Source organism: Nocardia sp. NPDC056611, from assembly GCF_042792755.1.
Taxonomy (GTDB): Bacteria; Actinomycetota; Actinomycetes; order Mycobacteriales; family Mycobacteriaceae; genus Nocardia.
On sequence record NZ_JBHTVV010000010.1, the window covers coordinates 76,976 to 102,880 of the forward strand.

Consider the following 25,905-nt stretch of genomic DNA (forward strand, 5'->3'; position numbering starts at 1 on the left):
CCGCAGAGGTACTTCGTTGAGCAGCACCTTCCGGCCGCGCCGCTGCCGCCTGGCCCCCTGGGCCGTGGCGGGCTTCTCCGCGCTCGCCATGACCATCGCCGCCACCACGCCGTCGGGGGCCGCGCCCGTGTTCGGGCCGGTGCCCGACGCGCCCGCCAACTTCGGCCTGCCCTCGGACTACCGGCCCACACCGGAGCGGTACGGCGTGGGTTATCAACTCGGACAAGTGGTTTCCCTGTCGGACGGCACCCAGTTGCAGGCCGAGGTGCGGTATCCGACCGATCCGGCGACCGGGCAGCGGGCCGCGGGCGAGTTCCCGGTGGTCGTCAACTTCACCACCTACGGTGCGGTGGCCAGCGCGCTGACCGCCGCCATCACCTCGGTCATCGACGAGCTGCACATCCAGCTGCCCGATCAGTTGAAGGATGCGCGACGGGTCATCAATCAGGCCACTTCCATGCAGGACATGCTGGTCCGGCACGGCTACATCGAGGTGACCGCGGATGTGCGCGGCACCGGCGGCTCCACCGGCGCGTGGAGCCCGGCCTCGCAGCAGGACGGCAAGGACGGTGTGGAGCTGGTGGACTGGGCGGCCACACTGCCCGGCTCCAATGGCAAGGTCGGCATGTACGGCTACTCCTTCCCCGGCCTGTCGGCCATGCGCACCGCCGAGAGCATCGGCCCCGATTCGCCGTTGAAGGCGATCGTGCCGTTCGCGGTGCCCAACAATATCTTCGACGAGGTGCTCAACCACGACGGCATGATGAGCCCGCTGCTGCTGACCGTCATCTCGCTCATGGTCCCGTACCTGAGCCTGATCGGCCCGTTCCTGACCGCGCCGCTGTCGCCGCAGACCTTCCTGAAGTCCCTCGGTGATCACCTCGCCGCCCTGGTCGGCCCCGACACCAGCACCGTGAAACTGCTCTTCGACGCCTACACCGGCGGCGCCACCGCCTACGACAACTCCTGGTGGCGTGAACGGCGTTTCGAGACCGATCTGCACAACCTGGTCGACAACGGCATCGCCATGTACCAGGTGGACGGCTGGTGGGACCTGTATCAGGAAGGCGCGGTGCGCAATTACGCGCAGTTGCAGAATCTGGCCGCCGGGCGCGACCAGTTCGCGCCGATGGCCGCCGATCAGCAGGCCGACGGGCGCTACCAATTGCTCATGGGCCCTTGGTATCACGTCGGCCTCGGCCTGGGCCCGGGCTCGCGGATGGACACCGACCAGATCACCCTGGCCTGGTTCGACCGGTGGCTCAAGGACATTCCCAACGGCATCGACGAGACCCGCACGCCGCTGCACGTCATCGACGCGAACAACACCGCCGCCGACACCGCGCGCTATCCGTTCGAGCAGGCCGCTGTCGAGCAGCGCTACTTCGACGGCGACCGCCTCGTCGCGGACAGGCCGACGGCCGTCGACGCCTCGGATCGCCTGAACTACACCGGAATCGACAATATCTGCAATCGCGAGACGCTGGGCCAGTGGGCGGCGGGCCTGTTCGACTTCGTGTTCCGGGTCTTCACCGTCTCCAACCCGTGCACCGAGTGGGTGCGCAACCCGACCGCCGGGCTGCGCTACACCATGGACCCGGTGACCGAGCCGACCATGCTGGCCGGGCCGTCGTCCGTCACCCTGTACGCCTCCTCCACCGGTTCGGACGCCGCCTTCCAGGTGTGGCTCGATGACGTCGCGCCGGACGGGACGGCCGTGAACATCACCGGCGGTTCGCAATTGGCCAGTCAGCGCACCCTCGACGACGGCAAGACCTGGCGCAGCGGCGACGGCACCGTGTATGCGCCCGAGCACACCGTGCTGAAGGAGAACGAGCAGCTGCTCTCCCCCGGCGACGTGGTGCGGATGGAGATCAAGATCCGCCCCGCCTTCCACCGGCTGGAACCCGGCCACGCGCTGCGGCTGCGCATCACCAGCGGCACGTTCCCGTCGACCATCCCGAATCCGGCCGATCTGGGCCGGCTGCTGGGCACCGCGCAGCAGATCCAGCGGACCGCCGCGTATCCGTCGGCGCTGGTGGTGCCGCTCGGTCCGGCCACGGCGTTCGGGCGCTAGGCCCGTCGCGGTCGCCTGTCCGGTCCTTGCGGTCACCGCCGCCCAGCCGCGAAGATCGACACCGTGACACAGTGAGGCTCTCGACGTTTCGGAGGTTCTCGATGCTCGAACCGCGCCAGGGCGGTGTGCGGGGTGCGCGCCGCCGCTCGACCGGCTCGGCCGACGGCCTGCCGACCCGCGCCGCGGCCCGGACCGCCAAGATCACCGCGCTGCCGGTGGCCTATGCCGCGCGCCGGGTGGGCGGGCTCGGGCGGCGGGCGCTCGGAACACCGTCCCGCGAGGTCGAACTCGATATCCAGGCGCGCACCGCCCAGCACATGTTCGAGGTGCTGAGCGAGCTCAAGGGCGTCGCGGCCAAGCTGGGTCAGCTGCTGGCGCTCTACGAACTGGCGTTGCCGCCGGAGCTGGGCGAGCCGTATCGGGAGGCGTTGACGCGGCTCCAGGATTCGGTGCCCGCGATGCTGCCCGCCGCGGTCGACGGGGCCATGGCCGCGTCGATGGGCGACCGGTGGCGGGACCGGTTCGCCGAGTTCGACACTCGCGCGGCGGCCGCCGCCTCGGTGGGACAGGTGCATCGCGCGGTGTGGCCGGATGGGCGGCGGGTCGCGGTGAAGCTCATGTATCCCGGGGCCCGGGCGGCGGTCGCGGCGGATCTCGAGCACATGCGCCGGCTCGCGCCGCTGGCCAAGGTCTTCGCCCCGGACCTCGACACCCGGGCGGTGACCGAGGCGTTCGCCGCCTGCATCGGCGCGGAACTCGATTACGCCGAAGAGGCCGCCACGCAAAGGATCTTCGCCGCCGCGTTCGCCGACGACCCCGACTTCCACCTCCCGGCGGTGGTGGATCAGCAGGGCGACGTGCTGGTCACCGAATGGCTCGACGGCGTCCCGCTGCACCGGGTGATCGCCGCGGGCACGCCCGCCGAGCGCACCCGGGCCGGACTGCTGGTGACCCGATTCGTCATGTCGAGCTTCGCCAGGACCGGGCTGCTCTACACCGATCCGCATCCGGGCAATTTCCGGATGCTGCCCGACGGCCGCCTGGGCGTCCTGGACTTCGGCGCGTGCTCACCGTTCCCAGCCGAATTCCCCACGCTGGTGGGCGATATCGGCGAGGCGGCCCTCAACGGCAGCCCCGCCGACCTGGAGGTGGCGCTGCGCGAGCACGGATTCGTGCGCCCGGAACGGGACTTCGCGATCGCCGACCTGGTCGGCATGGTGGACCCGATCGTGGACCTGTACCGGCACCGCGACGCCCACCTGACCCAGGCGTGGCTGCGCGCCCAGGTGCGGCGCGCCACCGAGCCGAGCCTGTCCAATGTGTCGCGCCACCTCACCACCCGGCCGGAGTACGCGCCGATCGGGCGCACCATCCTGGCCGCCACCGGCGTGCTCTGTCAGCTCGGCCTGCACGGCCCGCTGAGCGACGAATTGGTCGCGCCGCTCCCGCGATTGGCGGCGGCGGTGCGCACCTGCCGCGACCGCGAGGCGGCTGCGGCGGCGGTGGTCCGGCCGTTTACAGGTGCATCCACTGCGGCCACACCTGTGACCACGGCTTCTTCCGACCCGAGCACTTCCAGATGGTGACGTCCTGGGTATTGCCCTTGAACCCGAGGCGGGTGTCGACCTTGCCGACCGGGTCGATGTGCTCGAACTGGCTGCGCAGCACCGCCTCGTAGCCGCCGACGGCCAGGACCACCGAGGCGTCGTCGGGCGGGGTGCCGAAGTAGCCGAAACCGCGGCTGGGACTGTAGAGCGGCGGCAGGTGCGTGCGGCCGAACTCGTCCAGAGCGCTGGCCTGCCAATAGGTGTCGGTGATGATGATGGCGCGCTCACGCTCGGCCGGGCTGAGCGCGTCGTAGGCGCGGGTCACCTCGTCGGTGAGCTCGTGCCAGCCGAAGGACCCGTAGACGCCGATATTGATCGCCGCCTCGGCATCGTCCTTGGGCGGATGCACCTCCTCGGCGGGCCGCCACGGCGTCGAGTAGAGCGTGAAAGCCGTTGCGCCCACGGCGAGTACGGCTATGCCCGCGGTCAGCGCCCGCCGCCACAGCGGTGCGATGCGCTCGGCCGTGCCGACCACACCGACCGCGCCCGCCGCGATCATGACCGCGTACATGCCCGCCGCGTAGTAGATCCGCCCGCCGGTGATCAGGAACGCCGCGAACAACAGCAGCAGCGTGACGCCCAGGAACCGGTAGGGTCGCAGCACATCCCAGCGCAGCAGCACCCACAATCCCCACAGCAGCAGCAGCGCCCCGAGGTATCCGGCCAGGCTGATCGACATGGGCAGGAACAGCAGCCGCCCGCCCAGGATGCCCTGCTCGGACCCGATCACCCCGCCCATCTTCAACTGCGGCCACGAATGGCGTTCCTGCCAGACGAGTTCGGGCACGGTGGCCAGCACCACGATCGCGCCGCCGGTCCACAGCAGCGGTCTGCGCACCAATTCCCGCGGCCCGCACAGCATGCTGCTGATCACGACCGCGATCCAGAAGAACGGGATCAGCCACTTCACCTGCATGTCGACGGCGGTGACGAGGGCGGCGGCCAGCAGCAGCCAATCGTCGCGGGTCCGCACCCAGCGCACCACCAGCCAGGTGATGATGACCCACAGCGCGGTGTCGACGGCATTGGTGGTGAGCATGGTGCCCTGCAACAGCAGGAACGGTGAGCTCGCGTAGCCGATGGCCGCCAGCAGCTGCGCCCAGCGGCCGCCCTCGAATTCGCGGGCCAGCAGGGCGCACAACACGATCGCGGTCACCGTCAGCGCGACCGCGGGCAGCCGCAGCACGAAGTAGGACTCCGGCGCGATGGTGTCCATCAACCGCGCCAGCAGGGGCAGCACCGGGCCCTGATCGGCATAGCCGAACGCCGGGCGGCGGCCCGCGGCCAGGAAGTACAGCTCGTCGCCGAAGTAGCCGTAGCGGCGCGCGGACAGCAGCAGCACCACGGCGGCGGGCACCGCGACCGCGGCCACGGTCAGCCAGGCGAACGGCGGCCGCTCCACGGGCTTGGCATGCCGTCCACCACCGTTCGACCGGGCCGGTCGATCCACCACATCGGTCAACGCGCGCTCCTCGCCACCGGATCATGCTGCGAACACTCGAAATCTACAGCTTCTTTCCAGCAAATTTCGGACGCGGCACCGCGCCGTACGCCAGTTTCAGAAACGCTGCCGCTGGCCTACACCCGCCACGAGGGCGACATCCTGATCGGCACCGCCAAGCGCCCGTGGGTGAGCAATATCCGCGAGGACGTCCCCCTTGGAAGTGTCGTTCGGCGGCCCGACGCACAGCGCCGACGCGGAGGTGCTCTCCGACGAGGACACGGTCATCCGGCTCTCCGAGGCCATCGCCCGCCACAACAAGCAGTGGGCGAAGTTCAACGGCATCGGATTCGACGCCGACGGCGCTCCGAATCGGGCCGACGCCTACCAGAGCTGGCAGCAGGGCTGCGTCATCATCCGGCTCCGGGTGCGCTGAACGGTCGCCGACCCGGCCCGAACCACCCCCGGCAAATTTCGAGCATGCCGCCGGTCAGCGGTCCACGGGCCGGGCCTGGACATAGTCCGCGGCGTTCAGGCCCACCAGCACCTGCCGCACCAGCGGCGGCGCCCAGGACGCGCTGGCGTCGTGCCCGAGGACCGGATCGGTGAGGGTGACGGTGCGCCCGCGGGTCTCGAACTCGAAGCTGCCCGCGGCGCGAATGTTCTTCAGCCAGTCCACGTCCCGCCCGTAGGTCAGCGCGATCCGGTAGCCGTCCGCGCGCCGGAAGACCATGACCGGGGACCGGTACACCCGCCCCGACTTGCGTCCCCGGTGCACCACGACCCCGAACAGCGGCGTGACGCGGGCCGCGATCCCCAACACCGGATTGCTGATCCGGCGATTGATCCTCGCCAATGTCCGCGGCAGTGGCATGGTCTCGTCCTCCCTGACGAAAACGGTTGCGCCCCTGAGGCTACGCCGCCGCGCGGACCCCGGCGGCCCCCTCGCGACAGCGGGTGGAACCGCGGCGCGCCGCGATACTCGACCGTACCGCTCGTCCGCCCGGCGGCATCACTAAAGTGCTGTTCAGAGCGCCGGGTCCCGCGGCGCGGCAGCGAGGAGGGCCCGTACATGCCGGAGATGATCGCGGTGTACGACGCGGTCGGGCGTGAGGTCGGCGCGCAGGAGCGCGCCGTGGTGTACGAGCGGGGCCTCTGGCATGCCAGTGCGGGCGTGCTGGTGCGGTCGCTCGACGGGTCGAAGGTGTACGTGCACAAGCGGACCGACACCAAGGCGGTCTTCGCGGGCATGCACGACTGCCTGGCCGGCGGGGTGCTGGGACCGGGCGAGGATCCGGCCGAGGCCGCGGTCCGCGAGTTGGGCGAGGAACTGGGCATCATGCTGGGCCCGCACGACGACCGGCCGCTGCCGCTGGCGGCCGCGGCCTGGGACGGCGAGTGGGAGGGACGGCCGATGCGCTGTCACTTGTTCGCCTACGAGCTGCGCTACGACGGCCCGATCACCCATCAGCCCGAGGAGATCGTGGACGGCTGGTGGTGGAGCGACGAGGAGCTGCGCTCCTACGTGGAGGACCCGCATTGGCCGTTTGTCCCCGACACCCGGGTGCTGATCGGGGATCTGCTGCGCTGAACCGGCGTCACCGGCCGCCGGTGGGCGCGGCACAGTTTCCCGAGGTAGGGACGCCGCGCAGGCGTTGATCCAGCCAGTCCATGGTCGCGCCGTAGGAGCTGACGTAGGCGGCGAGGTGCTCACCCCCGACGATGTTCTTCGTCGCGGCCACGCCCAGCTCGCACTGCGCGCGCCACAGTTCCTCGGCCTCCGACACGGGAACCCACGGATCGTGGACGCCGTGGTAGATGAACAGCGGCACACCCGATTTCCGGTCCTGCATGCTCAGCTGCCGGAACACCGATTCGGCCGCCGCGCTGTCCAGGGACTTGTCGACCTTGGCCATGATGTCGACCGGGATGGGCGCGATCCCGAGCGCACCGAAACTGCCGCTGCAGTTGTCCTTGATGGGCGAGGTCGCCAGCCACTGCGCCGCGTGGTTCATGAGGCCGAGGATTTCCGGGTGCTCGCGGCCGAGCGCGAGCACGGTGCTGAGCAGGAACGCGGAGATGTAGGAGCCGTCGAAGGTGTGGGCGAAGCGGCGATAGTCGTTGACCAGCCCCCCGAAGCTCGCACCCGCGAAATACGGGAGCAACTCCGGCGCGTAGTCCGACACCAGCATGGCCGCGGCGTTGGACGCGATCGCGCCGCCGGAGTAGCCGGTCGAGGCGAAACGACTGTTCCCGAACCGATCCGGGGCGAACTCGCGGACCGCGCGGATCGAGTCCAGCACGTTGTGCCCGGCGACCGTCGGCTCCGAGTAGGCCATCAGCGGCCCCTCGTGGTCGGGAATGATCAGCGCGTACCCGTGCTCGAGCGCCCAGGTGGTCGGTGACGGCGTGAAGTCGTTGCCGGTCGGCACCTCCATGCCGTGGGCCAGCACGTACCCGGGGGTGCAGCGCTTGTTGAGCGAATTGGTGGCGGGCGCGTTCACCAGCACCGGCTGCGGGCCGGGCCCGGTCCACTCCTTCGGCGGCAGGACCAGGGTCGCGGTGCCGATCGATGGCTCGCCCGCGGAGTTGGTGGTGCGGAACTTCAGAAGCGTGGCCCGCGAGATGCCGGTGAGGTTCAACAACAGCATGGTCGGGCGCGCCGAGTCCGTCACATCGCGCGAATCCAGAATCTCACCGGGCGCGTAGCGCTCGAGATCGGCGGGCCAGGCGTCGAACAGCGGGTCGCCCGTCGGCGGGGACTGCACGGCCTTCCAGAACTCCGTCAGTTCCGGCGGCAGATCGCCCGGTGCCGCCAGCGGCCGCGCCGCGCGCGGGACCATCTTCATCGGCGCGGGCACATGCTCATCGATCCACTGCTGCAGCGGATTCGGCGCTTCCGGCGCCCCGGCGGACGGCGCCACCGTCACCACCCCGGATGCCGGCGGATCCGGCTCCGCTTGCGCGGGGACCTGCCCCAGGGGGATGGAAAGACCCAGAACCACCAGCGTCGCGGTCAGTTGCCTCACGGTCGTTCAAGCTACGACATGACACCGCGCGAATGCGGGAGGCTGCCGCGGTCGCGTCGTGTCGTTCCGACCGTCGTCGGCGCGTCCGCCGGAAACGCCGAGAGCCCACCGAATCCCGCGCGATTCGATGGGCTCTCGGTGTCTTGCTACGTTCAGGCGGTCGGCTGGGTGCTACCACCGGCGCTGCCGCTGAACAGACCCGTGATGGTCTTGATCAGAACTGCAGCCAGGAAATCCTCAGCGGATCCGGTCACTTGCTACTCCTCATCTATCCATGACATGTCGGGTATGTGAATCATCCACGGTTCACAATCAAAGGGAAGGCCTTTGCCCGGAGAACTTTCAGCAACCCGACCGGAACTACACGGTAGAACGCGTTCCATCTGCGTTTATATCGATTTGATAAAAGTGTGATCTACATCACAACGACTGGTGGACTGTGGCTTCGATCGCGGGCGTGAGGCGCGGCAGGACCGATTCGCCGTACGCGTCGAGGGTCGCGGTCTTGGCGTCGTGTTGCAGGTAGACCGCGAACTGGTCGACGCCCAGCGCCTCGAGTTCGCGCAGCCGGGCCAGGTGCTGGTCGGGGGTGCCGAGCACGCAGAACCGGTCCACGATCTCGTCGGGCACGAAGTCCGCGTGCGGATTCCCGGCCCGGCCGTGCTCGTTGTAGTCGTACCCCCGGCGGCCCGCGACGTAGTCGGTCAGCGCGTCGGGCACCTCGGAGTGCGTGCCGTAGCGGGCCACGATCTCGGCAACATGGTTGCCGACCATCCCGCCGAACCAGCGGCACTGCTCGCGCGCGTGGGCCAGGGCCTCGGGCGTGCCGTCGGTGACGTAGGCCGGCGCGGCCACGCAGATGGTGATCGCACCCGGATCGCGGCCCGCACGTTCGGCGGCCGCGCGCACGCGGGCGATGGTCCAGGCGGTGATGTCGGGATCGGCGAGCTGCAGGATGAACCCGTCGCCCACCTCCCCGGCGAGTTCCAGGGCGCGCGGCCCGTATCCGGCCACCCATACCGGCAGCCGCGACTCGCTCGCCCACGGGAAGTGGATCACCGTGTCCCCGATCCGCGCACTGCGGCCATTGCCCAATTCCCGGATGACGCCGATGGATTCGCGCAGCGTCGCCAGGTTCACAGGCCGGCCGCCCAGGGTGCGCACGGCCGAATCGCCGCGGCCGATCCCGCAGATGGTGCGGTTACCGAACATGTCGTTGAGGGTGGCGAAGGTGGACGCGGTGACCGTCCAGTCGCGGGTGGCGGGATTGGTCACCATGGGCCCGACCACCACCCGCCGGGTCGCGGCGAGGATCTGGCTGTGGATGACGTACGGCTCCTGCCACAGCAGGTGCGAATCGAAGGTCCACACGTGCGAGAACCCGTGCGTCTCCGCGATTCTGGCCAGTTCGATCACCCGGGAGGCGGGCGGGTTGCACTGCAACACCACACCGATGTCCATACCGGAACTCTCCCCTCGTTGGCCGATGGGTCAGATGAGACTCTGCGACAGGCCGCGTTTCAGGAATCGGCCGTGCCCGGCGCTGCCCAGGTACTGCCCGCCGTCGACGATCACCCGGCCGCGCGCGAGCACGGTGTCCACGTGGCCGTCGATCTCGAAGCCCTCGTAGGCCGAGTGGTCCATGTTCATGTGATGGGTCTTGCCGACCCCGATGCCGGTGTGCCCGTTCGGGTCGTATATCACCACATCGGCGTCCGCGCCGGGGCTGATCACACCCTTGCGCGGGTACAGCCCGAACATCCGCGCCGGGGCGGTGCAGCACACCTCCACCCACTTCTCGAGCGAGATGCGACCGTCCTTGACGCCCTGGAACATCAGGTCGAGGCGGTGTTCGACGCCGCCGATCCCGTTGGGGATCTTGCTGAAATCGCCGAGCCCGAGTTCCTTCTGGTCCTTCATGCAGAACGGGCAGTGGTCGGTGGCCACGGTGGAGACGTCACCGGTGCGGATGTAGCGCCACAGCTCGTCCTGATGCCCTTCGGCGCGGGCGCGCAGCGGAGTCGAGCACACCCATTTGGCGCCCTCGAAACCCGGTGCGGCCAGGTTCTCCTCCAGGGAGAGGTACAGGTACTGCGGGCAGGTCTCGCCGAACACGTTCTGCCCCTTGCCCCGCGCCTCGGCGATCTGTTCCAGGGCCTGCTTGGCGGAGACATGCACGACGTAGAGCGGCGCACCGGTCAACTGCGCCAGCATGATCGCGCGGTGCGTCGCCTCTTCCTCCATCTGCCACGGCCGGGTCAGACCGTGATACACCGGGGCGGTCTCGCCGCGGGCCAGGGCCTGCGCGACGAGCACATCGATCGCGATCCCGTTCTCGGCGTGCATCATCAGCATCGCGCCCAGGTCGCCGGCGGTCTGCATGGCGCGCAGGATCTGCCCGTCGTCGGAGTAGAAGACGCCCGGGTAGGCCATGAAGAGTTTGAAGCTGGTGACGCCCTCGGCCACCAATTCGCTCATGCCCTTCAGGGATTCGGCGTCGACCGAGCCGACGATCTGGTGGAACCCGTAGTCGATGGCGCAGCGCCCGTCCGCCTTCTCGTGCCACAGCGCCAGGCTGTCCTGCACCCGCTCCCCCGGCTTCTGCACGGCGAAGTCGACGATGGTGGTGGTGCCGCCCCACGCCGCGGCGCGGGTCCCGGTCTCGAAGGTGTCGGAGGCCTCGGTGCCGCCGAAGGGCAGCTGCATGTGGGTGTGCGGGTCGACGCCGCCGGGGATCACATATTTGCCGGTGGCGTCGATGACGGTGTCGGCGGCCGCGGCCAGGTCGGCGCCCAGCGCGGTGGAGCCCGGCCGGACCACCGCGGCAATGGTCTCACCGTCGATGAGGACGTCGAGGGGTTGGGTTCCGGTGGCGGACACCACGGTTCCGCCGTGGATGAAGGTGATGCTCACGGCTCCACCAGCTTTCCGTAGGCGTCGGGGCGGCGGTCGCGGTAGAAGGCCCAGCGATCGCGCACCACCTTGATCAGGTCCATGTTCAGGTCGCGCACGACGAGTTCGGGCGCGGTGTCGGAAGCCACCTCCCCCACGAACTGCCCCTCCGGGTCGACGAAGTAGCTGGTGCCGTAGAAATCGTCGTCCCCGTACTCCTCGATGCCCACCCGGTTGATGGCCCCGATGAAGTATTCGTTGGCCACCGCCGAGGCGGGCTGCTCGAGCTTCCACAGATAACTCGACAATCCCCGCGAGGTAGCGGAGGGGTTGAACACGATCTCCGCGCCCGCCAGGCCCAGCGCCCGCCACCCCTCGGGGAAATGCCGGTCGTAGCAGATGTAGACGCCGATCCGGCCGACCGCGGTGTCGAAGACCGGCCAGCCCAGATTTCCGGGCCGGAAGTAGAACTTCTCCCAGAACCCGTTCACGTGTGGAATGTGGTGTTTGCGGTATTTGCCGAGATAGCGACCGTCGGCGTCGACCACCGCCGCGGTGTTGTAGAGCAGGCCCGGCTGTTCCTGCTCGTACACCGGCAGCACCATGACCAGGCCGAGTTCGCGGGCCAGCGCCGCGAATCGCTCCACGGTCGGGCCCGGCACCGATTCGGCGTAGTCGTAGAACTTGGTGTCCTGCAATTGGCAGAAGTACGGCCCGTAGAACAGTTCCTGGAAACAGATCACCTTCGCCCCGGCCGCGGCCGCCTGACGCGCATAATCCTCGTGCGCCTTGATCATCGACTCCTTGTCGCCGGTCCAGCTCGTCTGCACCAGCGCCGCTCGCACATTCGCCATCCACTGATGTTCCACCTCCCGCGATGGCGGGCAGGTAAAACACGGCGACAAATGGGGAACAGTTTCCCGGGAACGCCGCCGCCACCGGGACTGGACCGAGGATCGCGCGCCGGTGTGATACTGATGCGCGCAGTGTCTATCGACGTTCCATGGAGGGGTACATGAACATGATCACCCGCAGCGTCACCCGGCTGGCCGCGGCCGCCGTCGTCACCGGGGCCGCCTTCACCCTCGGCGCCGGTACCGCCTCGGCCGACGACTGGCCGGTCCAGCAGCCGAACAGCCCGATCTACGTCTTCGAAGCCACCGGTTTCCTGACCCCCAGCGACCTCGACTACTGGAACCCCCTGGTCGACCGCGCCCGTTTGACCTCGCCATTCGGCAATTCCACCCGGATCGTGTGCTCGGGTTTCCACGGCGTCACCACCAGCTGCTTCCAGGCCGACGCCGACGGCAACCCGCACCAGCTCAAGCGACTGGCGATGAACTACCCCAATGTCACCGGCTACCTGGCCCCCGGCGGCGGGGTCAGCCACTGGGTCTACCCGGGCTTCATCCCCGGAAGCTGAGCCCCGGCTCCGGCTTCCGCGCAGACGAAGAGGCCCGCCTCCGAAAGGAGACGGGCCTCTTGGCTTTTCCGAACCTTACAGGTACTGACCCGTGTTGGACTCGGTGTCGATGGCGCGGCTGGCGCTGGCGTTCTTCCCCGTCACCAAGGTGCGGATGTAGACGATGCGCTCGCCCTTCTTACCCGAGATGCGAGCCCAGTCATCGGGATTCGTGGTGTTGGGCAGGTCCTCGTTCTCGGAGAACTCGTCCACGATCGAATCGTAGAGATGCTGGATGCTCAGACCCGGGTTGCCGGTTTCCAGGACCGACTTGATGGCGTACTTCTTGGCCCGGTCCACGATGTTCTGGATCATGGCGCCGGAGTTGAAGTCCTTGAAGTACAGGACTTCCTTGTCACCGTTGGCGTAGGTGACCTCCAGGAAGCGGTTGTCGTCGCTCTCGGCGTACATGCGGTCCACCACGCGTTCGATGGTGGCCTGCACGCACTTGCCGCGGTCGCCGTCGAACTCGTTGAGATCGTCGGAGCGCAGCGGGAGCGTCTCGGTCAGGTACTTGGAGAAGATGTCCTGCGCCGCTTCGGCATCGGGCCGCTCGATCTTGATCTTCACGTCCAGGCGGCCGGGCCGCAGGATCGCGGGGTCGATCATGTCCTCGCGGTTGGAGGCGCCGATCACGATGACGTTCTCCAGGCCCTCGACACCGTCGATCTCCGAGAGCAACTGCGGCACAACGGTGGTCTCCACATCGGAGGAGACGCCCGAACCACGGGTGCGGAAGATGGAGTCCATCTCGTCGAAGAACACGATCACCGGGGTGCCCTCGGACGCCTTCTCGCGGGCCCGCTGGAAGATGATCCGGATGTGGCGCTCGGTCTCACCCACGAACTTGTTGAGCAGCTCGGGGCCCTTGATGTTGAGGAAGAACGACTTGGCTTCCTTGGCGTCCTCACCGCGCGCCTCGGCGATCTTCTTGGCGAGCGAGTTGGCGACGGCCTTGGCGATCAGCGTCTTACCGCAACCGGGAGGACCGTAGAGCAGCACACCCTTGGGCGGGCGCAGCGCGTACTCGCGGAACAGATCCTTGTGCAGGAACGGCAATTCGACGGCGTCGCGGATCTGCTCGATCTGGCGGGACAGGCCACCGATGTCCTCGTAGTTGACATCCGGGACCTCTTCCAGCACCAGGTCCTCGACCTCGGCCTTGGGGATCCGCTCGAAGGCGAAGCCGGCCTTGGTGTCGACCAGCAGCGAATCACCCGGGCGCAGTTTGCGAATCGGGCGATCCGGATCCTCGAGGTCGTCCACGTCCACCAGCGCGGACAGCGGACCGGAGAGCCAGACCACGCGCTCCTCGTCGGCGTGCCCGACGACCAGGGCCCGGCGGCCGTCGTCGAGAATCTCACGCAGCGTGCCGATTTCGCCGATGGCGTCGAAGTGTCCGGCCTCCACCACGGTCAGCGCCTCGTTCAAGCGAACGGTCTGGCCGTAGGTGAGGGTGGTGGTGTCGATGTTCGGCGAACAGGTCAGCCGCATCTTGCGTCCGGAGGTGAACACATCGACCGTCTGATCGTCGTACACACCGATGAGAACGCCGTAGCCCGAGGGTGGCTGGCCGAGGCGATCCACTTCCTCACGGAGAGCGACCAGTTGCTGGCGCGCTTCCTTGAGGGTGTCCATCAACTTGGTGTTGCGAATCGTCAGCGAATCAACACGCGCTTCCAATTCCCGTGTGCGATCGGGTGTGTCGGCGAGTTGCCTCCGGAGTGCAGCTGCCTCGGCACGTACGGCCTCGAGTTCCCTCCAGGCTGCCGAATCCGAATGTTCGATGGGGCTCATGATGCTGCTCCTCCCAGTCCCGGTCTATCAACGCTACCGGGCTCTAACCGTTCCCGCTTTCCGACATGGTTTCGTCGTGATCACATCTAGGCTGCGGCCCACGGGCCGGACAGGCATGTTAGCCTGCCCTAACCTGTTTCCGGCGAGTTAACGCCGGCCCGAGCCGAAAGGTGCCGTTGATGCTCCTTCCCACCAGTCGTACTCCTGGTATGCGCAACGTCTCCCGGACGCTTCGTGTTTCCTTGGCTACCGTCGTGGCCCTCGCGGCCGCTACCGCAACTGTGACCGCATGTAGCTCCGACGACAAGGGTTCTTCGCCCACGAATACGTCCGTGTCGTCGGCCGCCGCCGCGCCCGCGCCGACCGCGGAGAGCCTGCAGAGCGTCCTCACGGCCTTCGCCGACCCGGCAAAACCGGCCGCCGACAAAGCCAAACTAGTCGTCGACGGGGACAAGCGTCTCGGAAATATCGAGACAATGAACCAGGGACTCGCGCATTACCAGGTCAGTTTCGCCGTCGGCGAGATCAAACAGGACGGCACCAAGGCCGATGCCAAGGTCAGCGTGACCTCCCCGCACGGCACCATGCCCGACGTCCCGATGGCGTTCCAGTACGCCGATGGCACCTGGAAGCTCTCCGACGCCGGCGCCTGCACCGTCCTCGGAATGGCCCGCGCCGCCTGCCAATAGCGGGGAGCGAGCAAACCGGTGGCGCCTCGGGGCGGACATCCTGTGATGTCCGCCCCGAGGCGCCATTCGTGCGTTCGGGTCAGCCCTTGGAGGGGCGGCGCTGCGGGCGCGGCGCGGTGACGCCGTCGGCCAGGCGTCGGGCCTTCACCAGGAAGGCGGTGTGGCCCTGCATACGGTGCTCGGGGCGCACGGCCAGGCCGACCACGTGCCACGGGCGGACCATGGACTCCCACGCGGCGGGCTCGGTCCAGCAGCCCTGGCGGCGCAGTCCCTCGACCACCTCCGACAGCTGCGTGGTGGTGGCCACGTAGGCCAGGAAGACGCCGCCGGGGATCAGCGCCTTGGAGACCGCCTCGAGCGCCTCCCACGGCTTGAGCATGTCCAGGACCACCCGGTCGACCTGCTCGCCGGAGTACTCGGTCACATCGCCCAGGGTCAGTTCCCAGTTCTCGGGACGTTCGCCGAAGAATCGCTCGACATTCTTGACGGCGTGCTCGGCGTGGTCCTCGCGGATCTCCCAGGAGATGACCTTGCCCTCGGGGCCGACCGCGCGCAGCAGCGAGCAGGTCAGCGCGCCCGACCCGGCCCCGGCCTCGAGCACCTTCGCGCCGGGGAACATGTCGCCCTCGTGCACGATCTGGGCGGAGTCCTTGGGGTAGATGACCGCCGCGCCGCGCGGCATGGACAGCACGTAGTCGGTGAGCAGGGGGCGCAGCGCCAGGTAGGGGGTGCCCTTGGCGGAGTTCACCACGCAGCCCTCGTCGGCGCCGATGAGGTCGTCGTGGTTGATGTGGCCGGCGTGGGTGTGGAACTCCTTGCCCACCTCCAGGATCACCGTGAACTTGCGCCCCTTGGCGTCGGTCAGCTGTACCCGGTCACCGATCTGGAAAGGGCCGGTCCGTCTGGCCGTCATGAAACTCCGTTCTGCGTGTTGTCGTGAAACGTGCGTCGCTGCGATTGTGCTGCGGCGAATTCGTGCGCACCTTGTCGGTGCCTGCGTTTAGCCTGCCAGGTATGTCGGTCGACGCGATCAGTACCCCGGAGACAGAGCGGTTCGCGCCGCGGGGGCCCGCGCTGTCCCCTTCGCGCGCAATCGATTTCAAGCAGTGCCCGCTCAAGTACCGGCTGCGGGTGATCGACCAGATCCCGGAGCCGCCCTCGCGGGCGGCGGTGCGCGGCACGGTGGTGCACGCCGTGCTGGAGTCGCTGTTCGGGCTGCCCGCCACCGAGCGCGACGTGGCGGCCGCGGCCGCGCTCATCGAACCCGCCTGGACCGGGGTGCGCGAGTCCCGGCCCGAGGTGGAGTCGCTGATCCCGGACGAGGAACTGCCCGGGTTCCTGGCCGAGGTGCGCAAGCTGGTGGACGTGTACTTCCGGCTCGAGGATCCGGCCGGATTCGAGCCCGAGTCGTGCGAGACCTTCATCGAGGCCGATCTGCCCGACGGCACCCCGCTGCGCGGCATCGTGGACCGCATCGACCGCTCGGCCGACGGGGACCTGCACGTCATCGACTACAAGACCGGCCGCGCCCCGGGCCTGGCGTACGAGACCCGGGCGCTGTTCCAGCTGAAGTTCTACGCCCTGGTCCTGCTCCGCACCCAGGGCCGGGCCCCGGCGCAGCTGCGGCTGATGTACCTGGCCGACGGCGTCACCCTGACCTACGCCCCGGATCCGGAGGAGCTGCTGCGTTTCGAGCGGATCCTGTCGGCGCTGTGGGCGGCCATCGTCACCGCCGCCGAGACCGGTGAGTTCCCGCCCAGCCCGGGCTGGATGTGCCAGTACTGCGATTTCAAGCGACTATGCCCCGAATTCGGCGGCACGCCACCGCCTTTCCCGTCCGGTCCGGTCGAATCGGGTCAGGACGAGCCGGAGTTCGACCCGTCCTGACCTCGACGCGGATCAGAAGGCGCGGCAGGACCGGATGTCGGTGGCCAGGATGGCCTTGGCGCCCAGGTCGGCGAGCCGGTCCATGAGCTCGTTGCCGTTCTTGCGCGGCACCAGCGCGCGCACCGCGACCCAGTCGGGATCGGTGAGCGGGGACACGGTCGGCGACTCCAGGCCGGGGGTGATCTCGACGGCCCGGTCCAGCAGCGCCTTGGGGCAGTCGTAGTCCAGCATCAGGTACTGCTGAGCGAAGACCACGCCCTGGATGCGGGCGACGAGCTGGTTGCGGGCCTTGTCGTTCTGGTCCGCGCCCTTGGCCTCGATGAGCACACCCTCGGAGTCGCACAGCGACTCGCCGAAGGCGACCAGATTGTGCTGGCGCAGGGTGCGGCCGGAGCCGACCACGTCGGCGATGGCGTCGGCGACACCCAGCTGGATGGAGATCTCGACCGCGCCGTCGAGGCGGATGACCTCGGCCTCGAGGCCGCGCGCCTTGAGGTCGCCCCGGACCAGGTTCGGGTAGGAGGCGGCGATCCGCTTGCCCTGCAGGTCCTCGACCTTCCATTCGCGCCCGGCGGGGGCGGCGTAGCGGAAGGTGGAGCGGCCGAAGCCCAGGGCGAGCCGTTCCTGCACCGGCGCACCCGAATCCAGGGCCAGGTCGCGGCCGGTGATGCCGAGGTCGAGCTCGCCGGAGCCGACGTAGATGGCGATGTCCTTGGGCCGCAGGAAGTAGAACTCGACCTGGTTGACCGGGTCGAGCACGCTCAGTTCACGGGAGTCGGTGCGCTTGCGATAGCCCGCCTCGGTGAGGATGCCGACGGCGGACTCGGACAGGGCGCCCTTGTTCGGGACTGCGACGCGAAGCATGGGAGGTCCTTTCGGAATGGGAAGGGAAGACGTGGCCGACGGGGGGACGAACGGTCGCTCCGCACGGTGTGTGCGGAGCGACCGGTGCGTCACAGATGTCGGTACACGTCCTCGAGCCGCAGCCCGCGGCCCACCATCAGCACCTGCACCCAATACAGCAGCTGCGAGATCTCCTCGGAGAGCTCGTCGTCGCTCTGGTACTCGGCCGCGATCCAGACCTCGCCGGCTTCCTCGAGCACCTTCTTGCCCTGCGCATGCACGCCGGCGTCCAGGGCGGCGACGGTGCCCGACCCCTCGGGGCGGTTGGCGGCACGATCCTGCAGCTCGGCGAACAGGGCTTCGAAAGATTTCACGGGGAGTGATTCTCTCAGACGGGCGCACACTCCCCGCAATCGGTTATACGGTGAGCAGTTCGGTGAGTTCGGCCACGGCCACCCGCAGCTGGTCGGCGAACTCGTGCATCTGCCGCGCGACGTGCTTGGGCGTGGCCAGGTAGAGGTTCCAGCGGTCGGGCAGCAGCACGTAGGCGATGCCGATGCACTTGGGGCTGGTGGAGCCGAACCCGAAGTACTGGATGTTCACCGACGGCGCGGAGCTCGTGCTCAGATAGTCGTCGCGGCTGATGGTCCAGCCGGGGCTGTCGAAGAACGGCATCGCCTCGGTCGCGCCGAGCTGTTCGCCGCGGCGGCGCTGGATCCACTGCAGCTCCCACAGATGCTGTTCGGGAGCCTCGCCGCGCTGGCATTCCTGGGCGCGGCGCACGTGCGCCTCGGCGGCGGTGCGCAGGGCCACCAGTTTGCGGTCCCGGTCCACGGCCGGATCCTCCATGGCGGCAACGAAATCCAGCATCTCGTGGGTGATGACGCGCATGGCCTCGGTGCGGCCGTTGCGGAACTGGCGGGTGGCGATGGATTCGTAGGTCGCCCCGTTGAGGCCCTTGCTGCGGCGGTGCGCGAGCTGGTAGCTCAGCTGGGCCAGCGCGTCCGGGGAGATGCCGAGCTTCTTGGCACGCTGGGTGCCGAAGTCGAACGACACCGTGGAGGTGGCGGTGTCGGCGGCGAACTGGGCGAACGAGGCGGCGGCCGTGGCGATCTCGGTGCGGGCCTCGGGACCGAAGGTGAACTCGACGGGTTCGACGGCGGGCAGGCCCTGCGCCTGCGCGCCGGACTGCGCCGCGTGGTCGCCGACCGGCGCTTCGAGCAGGGTGTCGACGAAGGACAGGATGGTGGTGCCGTCCAGACCGCAGTGCTCGACATTGATGCCGGCCTCGCCGTCGGCGAACACGACGAACGACACCGCCTTGTCGAACCAGCGGTTGCCGCTGTCGCCGTGCAGCAGCTGGTCGCAGGCGTGCAGGGTGTCGCGGGGCGCGAAGTCCTCGAGGCAGACGCAGAACAGCGCGGTCTCGATGGTCTCGAAGGCGGCGGCGTTGGCGGGCCGCAGGGCGGCGTAGAGCGGGGCCCAGTCGGCGCGAGCCATGGTGGTGAGGTGCCCGGCGGCGGAGTTGGTGGCGGCCCGGCGCGTCCCGGCCTTCATGACCGCGCGCAGGCCGTCGGTGAGGTCCTCGGGGGTGTGCGGGGCGCCGCCGGCGCCGATGACGTCCATCCGGAACATGTTGCCGCGGTAGAAGACCACGATGTGCCGGGCTTCGGAGTGCCCGGGCCATTCGTCGCTGTAGGGCACGCGCACGGTGTCCTGCGGCGCGCCGGGAATGCGCGTCTCGGAGAACAGGAACTTGTTCTGCGCCATATTGAGTCGCGTGCCGCGCTGGGTGGCGGGCGGGATCTCCTCGGCGTCCAGGCGCAGCTTGTAGTTCACCGCCGCCGAGATCAGGGCCGCGGCGCGCTCGCTCTGGTCGGAGCCGGTGGAGCCGGCCAGGGCGGTGTCATCGCGGAACAGGAAGAAGAAGTTGGCGTTCAACGCGATTCGGTCGCGGCGGCCCAGGTAGCGGGAGGGCCAGAACTCGTCGAGCCAGCTGCCGACGCCCGGGGTGGCGTCGAAGCGCTCCAGGTCCGCGTGCAGGGTGCGGGCGGGGCCCTCGGGGCGCAGCAGGTCCTCCACGGTGGCGGCGGTGGCCGCGTACTCGTCGGAGGTCAGCAGCGGCGCGCACCAGTGCAGGAAGCGGGTGCAGCTCTCCTCCAGGGTGGGCAGCGGGACGCGGGGCAGCTGCTCGTCGAAGGCGAAGGTGCTGTCGCTCAAGGGGTGTCCTCATGGTCGATGGGGTTGGGGCAGCCTGGCTGTGCACACGTGTCACCGTCCCCCGGCGGTCACGCCACCATTCTTGCCATCGTTGCCGTCCGGGCGCCACATTTTCGCGCGAAACCGCCACGGACCGACCAGGATGTGGTTTTACTGCGCGACAACAGTTTTCATGCGGCTATCCGGTTTGCCCCGAACCGACCGGTTTTGTTCACTCCGGGTCGCCGAGTTCCTTCACCACCCGCGGCACCTCGTCGGCGGGCAGGTAGCAGCCGGATTGTTCGAAGCCGCCGATGGTGTGGACCTTGTGGTCGGCGTACCCGATGCGCAGGAAGTCGTCACCGGCCAGGCCGTGCACGGCCCAGTCGAAGGCCACCCGGGCGCGGGCCACGATCGTGCGCAGAGCCATGAGGTGGTAGCCGCGAGCCACGAATTGCGCGGGCACGCCCCGCAATCCGACGCCGAGCGGCCGGGCCAGCGCGTCCCGCCCGCCCAGGTCGACCACCATGCCCAGGTCCGGATGCCGGTAGGGCGCGGGCGTTTCGCCGCGCAGCGTCGCGACCAGGTTCTTGCCCAGGTGCCGTCCTTGACGCATGGCGTGCTGCGCGGTGGGCGCGCAGACCTGGCCATCGCCCTCGGCGGTGTCGGGGACCGCGGCCGCGTCGCCCATGGCCCACACGCCGGGCAGGCCCGGGACCGACAGGTCGGCCTGGGCGATGATGCGCCCCTTGTCGGTTTCCGCGCCCAGATGCGCTGCCAGGGGGCTGGGGGCGACCCCGGCGGTCCACAGCACCGTGCGCGACGGGATGAATCGACCGTTGGTCAGTTTCACGCCGTTGGCGGTGACCTCCGCGGCGGAGGCGCCGGTGATGAGTTCGATGCCGCGTTCGGCCAGAATCCTTTTCGCCTCGGCACCGAGCTTGTCGCCGAGTTCGGGCATGATGCGGTCGCCGCGGGTGACCAGGTGCCAGCGCACCATGCCGGACTCGACTTCGGGGAAGAACCGTCCGGCGGCGGCGCGGCAGACCTTGTTGAGGACGGCGGCGGTCTCGGTTCCGGCGTAGCCCGCGCCGATGGTGACGAAGTTCAGCCGTTCCCGGTCCTCGTCGAGGCCGCCGCGCACGGCGGCGATATCCAGCTGCCGCAGCACGTGATCGCGCAGGTACATGGCCTCGGCCAGGGTCTTCATGCCGAATCCGTGCTCCTGCAAGCCCGGAACGTCCATGACGCGGGTGATGGAGCCGGGCGCCAGGACGAGCTGGTCGTATTCGAGGGCGGTTTCGCGGCCGGAGGTGCGGGTGCGGCGCACCACCACCCGCCGGGTGCCGGGCTCCACGCCGACGGCCATGCCGGGCACCACTTCGGTGCGGCGCAGCAGCCGGCGCAGCGGCACCGACACCGAGCGCGGGTTGAGGGTGCCGGAGGCGACCTGCGGCAGCAGCGGCAGATACAACAGTCCGGCGTCCGGGGAGACGAGTTGGATGAACGCCTCCTCGGGGCGGAGGCGTCGCTCCAGATAGCGGGCGCATTCCACGCCCGCGAATCCACCGCCGATGATCACGATCTTCGCTGGTGCCACGACTTCACCGTAGCTCGTAGCGCCCGCTTCGAGGTGAATCCCGCGATTTCCGCGTCCGCGGGATCAGTGTTCGCGCTCGGTACCGGGTTTCGGGCGCGACAGGTACAGCTGCGCGTAGAGCCAGCCGTCGGATTCGGCGTCGGCGGTGTCGATTTCCTTGCCCGCCAGGGCGTTCAGCACCCGCGCCTGTTCGTCCGGGGAGGCGAAGCGGCGCTGCCGGTAGACGCCCGGAGCGCGTTCGGTGTGATAGCCGAGGGTCTCGAGGTGCGCGGCGATGGGGTCGAAGGCGAACATGCGGAGCACGAAATGCGCCATCCACGGCAGTTTCCCGCCGTGTGCGCGGGCCACCCGCAGCAGGGTGTGTTCGGTGATGTAGCCGACGCAGCCGGTGGAGATGATCAGGTCGGCCCCGGCCAGCGTCTGCCGCTGGGCTTCGGTGGGTTCGGCCGATTCCAGGTCGGCGTGCACGACCTCGTCGAGGAAGCCCGCGGCGTGGCCGTAGTCGAGGGCGGGGCGGGAGGCGTCCATACCGATGAAGCGGACTCCGGGCAGCCGGTCGCCGGAGCGCAGCAGGGCGCGGTCGCGGTCGAGCAGGGCGGCGGTGTCGTCAGCGTCGCGGCCGCGGTAGTGCCCGGAGAGTTCGGTCATGGTGGTGTCGAGGCGCAGCAGGGCCGCGTTGACGCCGTAGGAGCAGCCGAGGTCGAGGACCGCGGGGGTGGCGATGCCGGTGGCGGACCGGTATTCGTCGAGCAGTTTCTGGAAGTGCGGCTTCGCCAATTCCGGTATCTGGTAGTCCAATTCGGCCATACGGGCGTAGTACTGGCGGGGATCGGGCCGATCGTAGATGTCGTCGAAGGAGGCTTTTCCGGTGGAACTGTGCAACGAAACCGGCACGCGCTGGTCCCCTCTCAGTCGAGCAATCGGTCGCCGCGGATCTCGCCGACCGCCAGATGATCCGGCGTCACCCGCCCGAACAGCTGCCGGGTCCGTTCGGCGGTGCCGATCAGTCCCGGACTGTCGCTGTAGGCGAAGATCGCCGAATGCCGTTGCACCGCACCGTGTACCGGTGCGACCCGGTGCAACGAGAACCTTCCCTGGAACAACTGCAGGTCGCCGGGCCGCAGGGCCAGCCGGCGGATGAACCGTTCCCCGGCGCCGGTGAGCACGGCGCGCACGTCGGCGAAGTTCTCCGCCGTCCGGGACCGGATGCCCGGGCAATACTCGAACACCCCACCGTCTTCCGGCTCCTGGGTGAGCATGCTGACGGTGAATTCGTTGGTGTCGAAGTGCCAGGGATGCGACTGCCCCGGCGCGACCACATTGAGGCACAGTCCGGCCAGCGGATCGCTGTACTCGTGCAGTTCGGCGAGCCCGAAGCAGTCGGCCACGAACCGCTGGAACCGGGTGTCGATGTAGAGCCGGTGGATCAGCGCCTCGCGCGGAATGAGATCCCGTGCGACGAAAGCGTTTCCACGCTGCAGCACGATCCGCCCCGGGTGATCGGTGGGCAGCCCCGCGTCGAAGGGAATGTTGTACGCGTTGACGTTCTCGACGGTGTAGTGGGCTCGCGGAGCCAGCTCCTCCCCCTCGCTCCGCAGCGTCTCCACCAGCTCGGGCCGGATGAACCCGCGCAGGACGCAACATCCCCCCGCCGCCAGCTCGGCCCGCGCCCCCGCCACCGCCCGCAGCCACCCGTCACTCCCCGGCGAATCCAGTGGATACCGCCCGACATCGACCCCCGGTACGCTCCCCTGCCCAACCGCAACCATAGGCCCATTCTTACGAACCGACCGCCCGACACGCCCGAAAAGCCCCCCGATTGTGAATTGCCACTTTTCCTGCGCCCCACCAGTTTTGATGTGGTATTAGCACCGCGGCGCAACGTGTCGCACGCCGTTTGACAGCCGCGTTCAGAGGTGTACACCGGTAGTGAGAGGACCGGTCGGATGGGCAGTCACGGATCGTGGGAGACCGTCAACCGGGCACTGAATCGGGTGTCCGGGCCGGGGAGGCGCGGGACCGAGTGGACGACCTATCTGTGTCCGGTGCACGAGGCGGATGGCCGCCGGCATCGGGCCTCGCTGGGGGTGGTCTACAACCTGTCGCGGCAGCGGACCGTGGTGCGGTGTTTCGCCGGATGCTCGGATGTGGAGGTGTTGGAGCGCATCGGATTGCGGGTGCGGGATCTGTTCGACGCGCCCCCGGAGCCGAGGACGGGACACCGGCGGAACGCGCCGGAGCCGGCGGTGGCGGATCGGGCGATTCTCGCGGCGGGACTGGCGCTTTCGGTGCATCGGAAGGATGTCGGGCCGCGGATCGGGAGGCCGCGGCGAATGGCGGCGTACGTGTACCGGTGGCCGGACGGGGGCGCGGCCGGGTGTGTGGTGCGGGTGCGGACGTTGCATCGGCAGGGGTATGTGAAGTCGTTCTATCAGCGGCGGCTGACCGAGAACGGCTGGGAATCCGGGGGTTTCGCGCGGGTGCCGTTCCACCTGCCGGAGGTGATCGAGGCGGTGGCGGAGGGGCGCGACATCTTCGTGTGCGAGGGCGAGGCGGATGTGCTGACGGCGACGCGGGCCGGGTTGACGGCCACCTGCAATGCCGGGGGCGCGAGCGGGTGGTATTCCGAGCACGCGGAGTGGCTGCGGGGCGCGCGGCGGGTATGGGTGGTGGCGGATCGGGACGCACCGGGGTATCGGCATGCGGCGCGCGTGGCGGAGTCGCTGGTCGATGCGGTAGCCCAGGTCCGGGTGGTGCAGGCGCGGGACGGGAAGGATCTGACCGATCACTGCAATGCGGGGCATCTGGTGTCGGAGTTGGATCCGGTTCCGGTGCTGGACGCGCATTTTCGCGGGGGTTGAGTCAGCCGGCGGTGGTGACGGCGCGCTGGTCCACCTCGACATCCCCCAGTCCGAGATCGACGACCTGCACGTCCGCTCGCCGCGACCGGACGCACGGCCACTGCTGATCACCCACGGATTCCCCAGCTCGGTCGCCGAATTCCTGGGCCTGATCGGCCTGCTCACAGAGCCGAGGGGTTCGCCATCTTCGGCGCGGACGAGACCGTGCGCCGGGTCGTCCCGGCCCCGGCCGATGCCCACTGGTCGGAATTCGAACGCGGCCTGCACTTCCCGGCCATGGAGGACCCGGCCGGCCTGGCCACCGATCTCCAGGCCTTCTTCGGTCCCCTGCGCTGAGCCCGGTCAGGTGGCGGCGATGCGCCGATCCAGTTCCGCGATCAGGCGTTTCGCCGCCACCATCCGGTAGGCGTCCTCGACGATCTCGGTGATCTCGTCCCAGTCCACGTCGACATCCAGATACACCCCGAGCCACCCGCGATGCCCCACGTACGGCGGCCGGTAGAACCGCCCGGGTTCGGCCGACACCAGTTCCTCCTGCGCCCCGGCCGGTGCCGCGCACCAGAATCCGACCCGTTCGTCGTGGTGGTGGTCGGCGAACATGACGAACATCTTCTTCCCGCCCGCGAACCACGCGGGTTCGCCGTGGCTGACGCGTTCGCTCACCTCGGGCAGCCCGGCGCACACGCCGCGCAGCGATTCCAGCACCCTGTCCATACCCGCAGGGTAGGCGACCCGGACCGGCTCGCCTTGGACGAATGGGAACGGGGTCAGGAATTCGCGCGCACGAGGTCCTTCAGGTGCGCGAGTTCGAGCCCGACCAGACTGTCGCGGAAGGTGCGTCCGGGCGCGTCCGGCACCGGGACCTCGCACGGCACGACCAGCAGGGCGCATCCGGCTTCCTGCGCCGCGATCGAGCCGGTCGGTGAATCCTCGATGGCCACGCTGAATTCCGGTGCGGCACCGAGCAGTTGCGCGGCCGGCAGGTACACGTCCGGCGCGGGTTTGCCGTGTGGCACCTCGTCGGCGCACACGGTGGCCCCGAAGTACTCACGCCCGATGGTGTCGAGCCCGTACTCGGCCAGCGACCGCTTGGTATTGGTCACCAGCGCCATCGGTACCCCGGCCGCCCGCAGCAGATCGAGTGCTTCCCGCGCGCCCGGCCGCCACGGCACCGGCCCCTGGAACAGCTCGGTCACCCGCGCTTCCATCCACTCCGAGGCCCGCTCGACCGCCTCGGGGGTGTGCTCGATGTCGAGGCCCTCGAACAAGATGCGATACGCGTTCGGCCCGGACGCCCCGATCAGCGCGTGCCGCACCGTGTCGGTCAGCTCGCGCCCGTACTCCCCCGCCAGCTCCCGCAGTGCCATGTCCCAGAGCTTCTCCGAATCCAGCAGCGTCCCGTCCATATCCCACAACACCGCGTCCAACCGCGCCACCGACCCGAGCTCCTTCCACACACCCTCATCCAGGAGCGTCGCGGAACGCGGCGCACCGGCCCCGCCGCGCGCGGAGCCGGTCCAG

Annotated in this window: 25 protein-coding genes; 9 read left to right on the forward strand and 16 right to left on the reverse strand. The window is 68.9% G+C overall.

Annotated elements, in window-relative coordinates; all coding sequences use genetic code 11:
• Positions 1 to 16 precede the first annotated feature (16 nt).
• Together ACFRAQ_RS34115 and ACFRAQ_RS34120 are read left to right on the forward strand one after the other, a co-directional pair.
• Positions 17 to 2,077, forward strand: coding sequence for a CocE/NonD family hydrolase (locus tag ACFRAQ_RS34115; RefSeq protein WP_379107131.1), 2,061 nt, complete (start codon positions 17 to 19; stop codon positions 2,075 to 2,077).
• A gap of 101 nt (positions 2,078 to 2,178) precedes the next feature.
• The gene (locus tag ACFRAQ_RS34120; RefSeq protein WP_379107133.1) at positions 2,179 to 3,663 is read left to right on the forward strand and encodes an ABC1 kinase family protein; all 1,485 of its coding nucleotides are present in this window, start codon (positions 2,179 to 2,181) and stop codon (positions 3,661 to 3,663) included.
• Here ACFRAQ_RS34120 and ACFRAQ_RS34125 read toward each other — a convergent pair.
• Positions 3,593 to 5,137, reverse strand: a complete 1,545-nt coding sequence (locus ACFRAQ_RS34125; RefSeq protein ID WP_379107225.1) for a glycosyltransferase family 39 protein — start codon at positions 5,135 to 5,137, stop codon at positions 3,593 to 3,595. The genes ACFRAQ_RS34120 and ACFRAQ_RS34125 overlap by 71 nt on opposite strands.
• 205 nt (positions 5,138 to 5,342) lie before the next feature.
• Here ACFRAQ_RS34125 and ACFRAQ_RS34130 point away from each other — a divergent pair, with 205 nt between their 5' ends.
• Positions 5,343 to 5,561, forward strand: a complete 219-nt coding sequence (locus ACFRAQ_RS34130) for a hypothetical protein (RefSeq protein ID WP_379107135.1) — start codon at positions 5,343 to 5,345, stop codon at positions 5,559 to 5,561.
• A 54-nt stretch (positions 5,562 to 5,615) separates the two neighbouring features.
• On the opposite strand, the gene ACFRAQ_RS34135 is transcribed toward ACFRAQ_RS34130, so the two are convergent.
• Entirely contained in the window at positions 5,616 to 5,999 is a 384-nt protein-coding gene (locus ACFRAQ_RS34135) for a nitroreductase family deazaflavin-dependent oxidoreductase (protein WP_379107138.1), read from the reverse strand.
• 198 nt (positions 6,000 to 6,197) lie between these two features.
• On the opposite strand from ACFRAQ_RS34135, the gene ACFRAQ_RS34140 reads away from it, so the two are divergent.
• Positions 6,198 to 6,716: an NUDIX domain-containing protein gene (locus tag ACFRAQ_RS34140; RefSeq protein ID WP_379107140.1), complete on the forward strand. Its 519-nt coding sequence runs from the start codon at positions 6,198 to 6,200 to the stop codon at positions 6,714 to 6,716.
• Between the two features lie 7 nt (positions 6,717 to 6,723).
• Here ACFRAQ_RS34140 and ACFRAQ_RS34145 read toward each other — a convergent pair whose 3' ends face one another.
• The 4 genes from ACFRAQ_RS34145 to ACFRAQ_RS34160 all read right to left on the reverse strand — a co-directional run bounded on the left by ACFRAQ_RS34145 (position 6,724) and on the right by ACFRAQ_RS34160 (position 11,900).
• Positions 6,724 to 8,154, reverse strand: coding sequence for a lipase family protein (locus ACFRAQ_RS34145; RefSeq protein WP_379107142.1), 1,431 nt, complete (start codon positions 8,152 to 8,154; stop codon positions 6,724 to 6,726).
• A 420-nt stretch (positions 8,155 to 8,574) separates the two neighbouring features.
• Positions 8,575 to 9,615, reverse strand: a complete 1,041-nt coding sequence (locus ACFRAQ_RS34150; protein ID WP_379107144.1) for a TIGR03842 family LLM class F420-dependent oxidoreductase — start codon at positions 9,613 to 9,615, stop codon at positions 8,575 to 8,577.
• 30 nt (positions 9,616 to 9,645) lie between these two features.
• The gene (gene hydA / locus ACFRAQ_RS34155) at positions 9,646 to 11,067 is read right to left on the reverse strand and encodes a dihydropyrimidinase (protein WP_379107146.1); all 1,422 of its coding nucleotides are present in this window, start codon (positions 11,065 to 11,067) and stop codon (positions 9,646 to 9,648) included.
• Positions 11,064 to 11,900: a nitrilase-related carbon-nitrogen hydrolase gene (locus ACFRAQ_RS34160; RefSeq protein WP_379107149.1), complete on the reverse strand. Its 837-nt coding sequence runs from the start codon at positions 11,898 to 11,900 to the stop codon at positions 11,064 to 11,066. The genes hydA and ACFRAQ_RS34160 overlap by 4 nt, the downstream gene beginning before the upstream one ends.
• Before the next feature lie 161 nt (positions 11,901 to 12,061).
• Here ACFRAQ_RS34160 and ACFRAQ_RS34165 point away from each other — a divergent pair, with 161 nt between their 5' ends.
• A complete protein-coding gene (locus ACFRAQ_RS34165; protein ID WP_379107151.1) occupies positions 12,062 to 12,469 on the forward strand; it encodes a hypothetical protein in 408 nt (135 codons plus the stop codon).
• Positions 12,470 to 12,544: 75 nt separating this feature from the next.
• On the opposite strand, the gene arc is transcribed toward ACFRAQ_RS34165, so the two are convergent.
• The gene (gene arc, locus ACFRAQ_RS34170) at positions 12,545 to 14,305 is read right to left on the reverse strand and encodes a proteasome ATPase (RefSeq protein ID WP_357085391.1); all 1,761 of its coding nucleotides are present in this window, start codon (positions 14,303 to 14,305) and stop codon (positions 12,545 to 12,547) included.
• Between the two features lie 332 nt (positions 14,306 to 14,637).
• Here arc and ACFRAQ_RS34175 point away from each other — a divergent pair, with 332 nt between their 5' ends.
• The gene (locus ACFRAQ_RS34175) at positions 14,638 to 14,994 is read left to right on the forward strand and encodes a hypothetical protein (RefSeq protein ID WP_379107153.1); all 357 of its coding nucleotides are present in this window, start codon (positions 14,638 to 14,640) and stop codon (positions 14,992 to 14,994) included.
• A 79-nt stretch (positions 14,995 to 15,073) separates the two neighbouring features.
• Here the strand turns inward: ACFRAQ_RS34175 and ACFRAQ_RS34180 are convergent, their stop codons facing one another.
• Positions 15,074 to 15,907 carry a tRNA (adenine-N1)-methyltransferase gene (locus tag ACFRAQ_RS34180; RefSeq protein ID WP_379107155.1) on the reverse strand — a complete coding sequence of 278 codons (834 nt, stop codon included), beginning with the start codon at positions 15,905 to 15,907 and terminating at the stop codon, positions 15,074 to 15,076.
• A 101-nt stretch (positions 15,908 to 16,008) separates the two neighbouring features.
• Between ACFRAQ_RS34180 and ACFRAQ_RS34185 the strand changes: the two genes are divergently transcribed.
• Positions 16,009 to 16,881 (forward strand): RecB family exonuclease, encoded by an 873-nt coding sequence (locus ACFRAQ_RS34185; RefSeq protein WP_379107157.1) that lies wholly within the window; start codon positions 16,009 to 16,011, stop codon positions 16,879 to 16,881.
• Between the two features lie 12 nt (positions 16,882 to 16,893).
• Here the strand turns inward: ACFRAQ_RS34185 and hisG are convergent, their stop codons facing one another.
• The 6 genes from hisG to ACFRAQ_RS34215 all read right to left on the reverse strand — a co-directional run bounded on the left by hisG (position 16,894) and on the right by ACFRAQ_RS34215 (position 23,292).
• Positions 16,894 to 17,745 (reverse strand): ATP phosphoribosyltransferase, encoded by an 852-nt coding sequence (gene hisG, locus ACFRAQ_RS34190; RefSeq protein ID WP_379107159.1) that lies wholly within the window; start codon positions 17,743 to 17,745, stop codon positions 16,894 to 16,896.
• An 89-nt stretch (positions 17,746 to 17,834) separates the two neighbouring features.
• Positions 17,835 to 18,098, reverse strand: coding sequence for a phosphoribosyl-ATP diphosphatase (locus tag ACFRAQ_RS34195; RefSeq protein WP_357085381.1), 264 nt, complete (start codon positions 18,096 to 18,098; stop codon positions 17,835 to 17,837).
• 43 nt (positions 18,099 to 18,141) lie between these two features.
• Positions 18,142 to 19,944, reverse strand: coding sequence for a choline/carnitine O-acyltransferase (locus tag ACFRAQ_RS34200; protein WP_379107161.1), 1,803 nt, complete (start codon positions 19,942 to 19,944; stop codon positions 18,142 to 18,144).
• Positions 19,945 to 20,155: 211 nt separating this feature from the next.
• Entirely contained in the window at positions 20,156 to 21,523 is a 1,368-nt protein-coding gene (locus tag ACFRAQ_RS34205; RefSeq protein ID WP_379107163.1) for an NAD(P)/FAD-dependent oxidoreductase, read from the reverse strand.
• A 63-nt stretch (positions 21,524 to 21,586) separates the two neighbouring features.
• The gene (locus ACFRAQ_RS34210; protein WP_379107165.1) at positions 21,587 to 22,417 is read right to left on the reverse strand and encodes a class I SAM-dependent methyltransferase; all 831 of its coding nucleotides are present in this window, start codon (positions 22,415 to 22,417) and stop codon (positions 21,587 to 21,589) included.
• Between the two features lie 14 nt (positions 22,418 to 22,431).
• A complete protein-coding gene (locus ACFRAQ_RS34215) occupies positions 22,432 to 23,292 on the reverse strand; it encodes an arpA protein (protein WP_379107167.1) in 861 nt (286 codons plus the stop codon).
• Between the two features lie 276 nt (positions 23,293 to 23,568).
• Between ACFRAQ_RS34215 and ACFRAQ_RS34220 the strand changes: the two genes are divergently transcribed.
• Both ACFRAQ_RS34220 and ACFRAQ_RS34225 read left to right on the forward strand, forming a co-directional pair.
• Positions 23,569 to 24,384 carry a toprim domain-containing protein gene (locus ACFRAQ_RS34220; protein WP_379107169.1) on the forward strand — a complete coding sequence of 272 codons (816 nt, stop codon included), beginning with the start codon at positions 23,569 to 23,571 and terminating at the stop codon, positions 24,382 to 24,384.
• 64 nt (positions 24,385 to 24,448) lie between these two features.
• Positions 24,449 to 24,790: an epoxide hydrolase N-terminal domain-containing protein gene (locus tag ACFRAQ_RS34225; RefSeq protein ID WP_379107226.1), complete on the forward strand. Its 342-nt coding sequence runs from the start codon at positions 24,449 to 24,451 to the stop codon at positions 24,788 to 24,790.
• Here the strand turns inward: ACFRAQ_RS34225 and ACFRAQ_RS34230 are convergent.
• Positions 24,727 to 25,098, reverse strand: a complete 372-nt coding sequence (locus ACFRAQ_RS34230; RefSeq protein ID WP_379107171.1) for an MmcQ/YjbR family DNA-binding protein — start codon at positions 25,096 to 25,098, stop codon at positions 24,727 to 24,729. The genes ACFRAQ_RS34225 and ACFRAQ_RS34230 overlap by 64 nt on opposite strands.
• A 53-nt stretch (positions 25,099 to 25,151) precedes the next feature.
• Positions 25,152 to 25,841, reverse strand: coding sequence for an HAD family hydrolase (locus ACFRAQ_RS34235; RefSeq protein ID WP_379107173.1), 690 nt, complete (start codon positions 25,839 to 25,841; stop codon positions 25,152 to 25,154).
• Positions 25,842 to 25,905: the final 64 nt, after the last annotated feature.

Excerpts from the sequence above, each read along its gene's own strand:
- ACFRAQ_RS34120 (WP_379107133.1), top strand. The coding sequence starts at position 2,179 with ATGCTCGAACCGCGCCAGGGCGGTGTGCGGGGTGCGCGCCGCCGCTCG.
- ACFRAQ_RS34135 (WP_379107138.1), bottom strand. The coding sequence starts at position 5,999 with ATGCCACTGCCGCGGACATTGGCGAGGATCAATCGCCGGATCAGCAAT.
- ACFRAQ_RS34140 (WP_379107140.1), top strand. The coding sequence starts at position 6,198 with ATGCCGGAGATGATCGCGGTGTACGACGCGGTCGGGCGTGAGGTCGGC.
- ACFRAQ_RS34150 (WP_379107144.1), bottom strand. The coding sequence starts at position 9,615 with ATGGACATCGGTGTGGTGTTGCAGTGCAACCCGCCCGCCTCCCGGGTG.
- ACFRAQ_RS34160 (WP_379107149.1), bottom strand. The coding sequence starts at position 11,900 with ATGGCGAATGTGCGAGCGGCGCTGGTGCAGACGAGCTGGACCGGCGAC.
- ACFRAQ_RS34165 (WP_379107151.1), top strand. The coding sequence starts at position 12,062 with ATGAACATGATCACCCGCAGCGTCACCCGGCTGGCCGCGGCCGCCGTC.
- arc (WP_357085391.1), bottom strand. The coding sequence starts at position 14,305 with ATGAGCCCCATCGAACATTCGGATTCGGCAGCCTGGAGGGAACTCGAG.
- ACFRAQ_RS34180 (WP_379107155.1), bottom strand. The coding sequence starts at position 15,907 with ATGACGGCCAGACGGACCGGCCCTTTCCAGATCGGTGACCGGGTACAG.
- ACFRAQ_RS34185 (WP_379107157.1), top strand. The coding sequence starts at position 16,009 with ATGTCGGTCGACGCGATCAGTACCCCGGAGACAGAGCGGTTCGCGCCG.
- hisG (WP_379107159.1), bottom strand. The coding sequence starts at position 17,745 with ATGCTTCGCGTCGCAGTCCCGAACAAGGGCGCCCTGTCCGAGTCCGCC.
- ACFRAQ_RS34215 (WP_379107167.1), bottom strand. The coding sequence starts at position 23,292 with ATGGTTGCGGTTGGGCAGGGGAGCGTACCGGGGGTCGATGTCGGGCGG.
- ACFRAQ_RS34230 (WP_379107171.1), bottom strand. The coding sequence starts at position 25,098 with ATGGACAGGGTGCTGGAATCGCTGCGCGGCGTGTGCGCCGGGCTGCCC.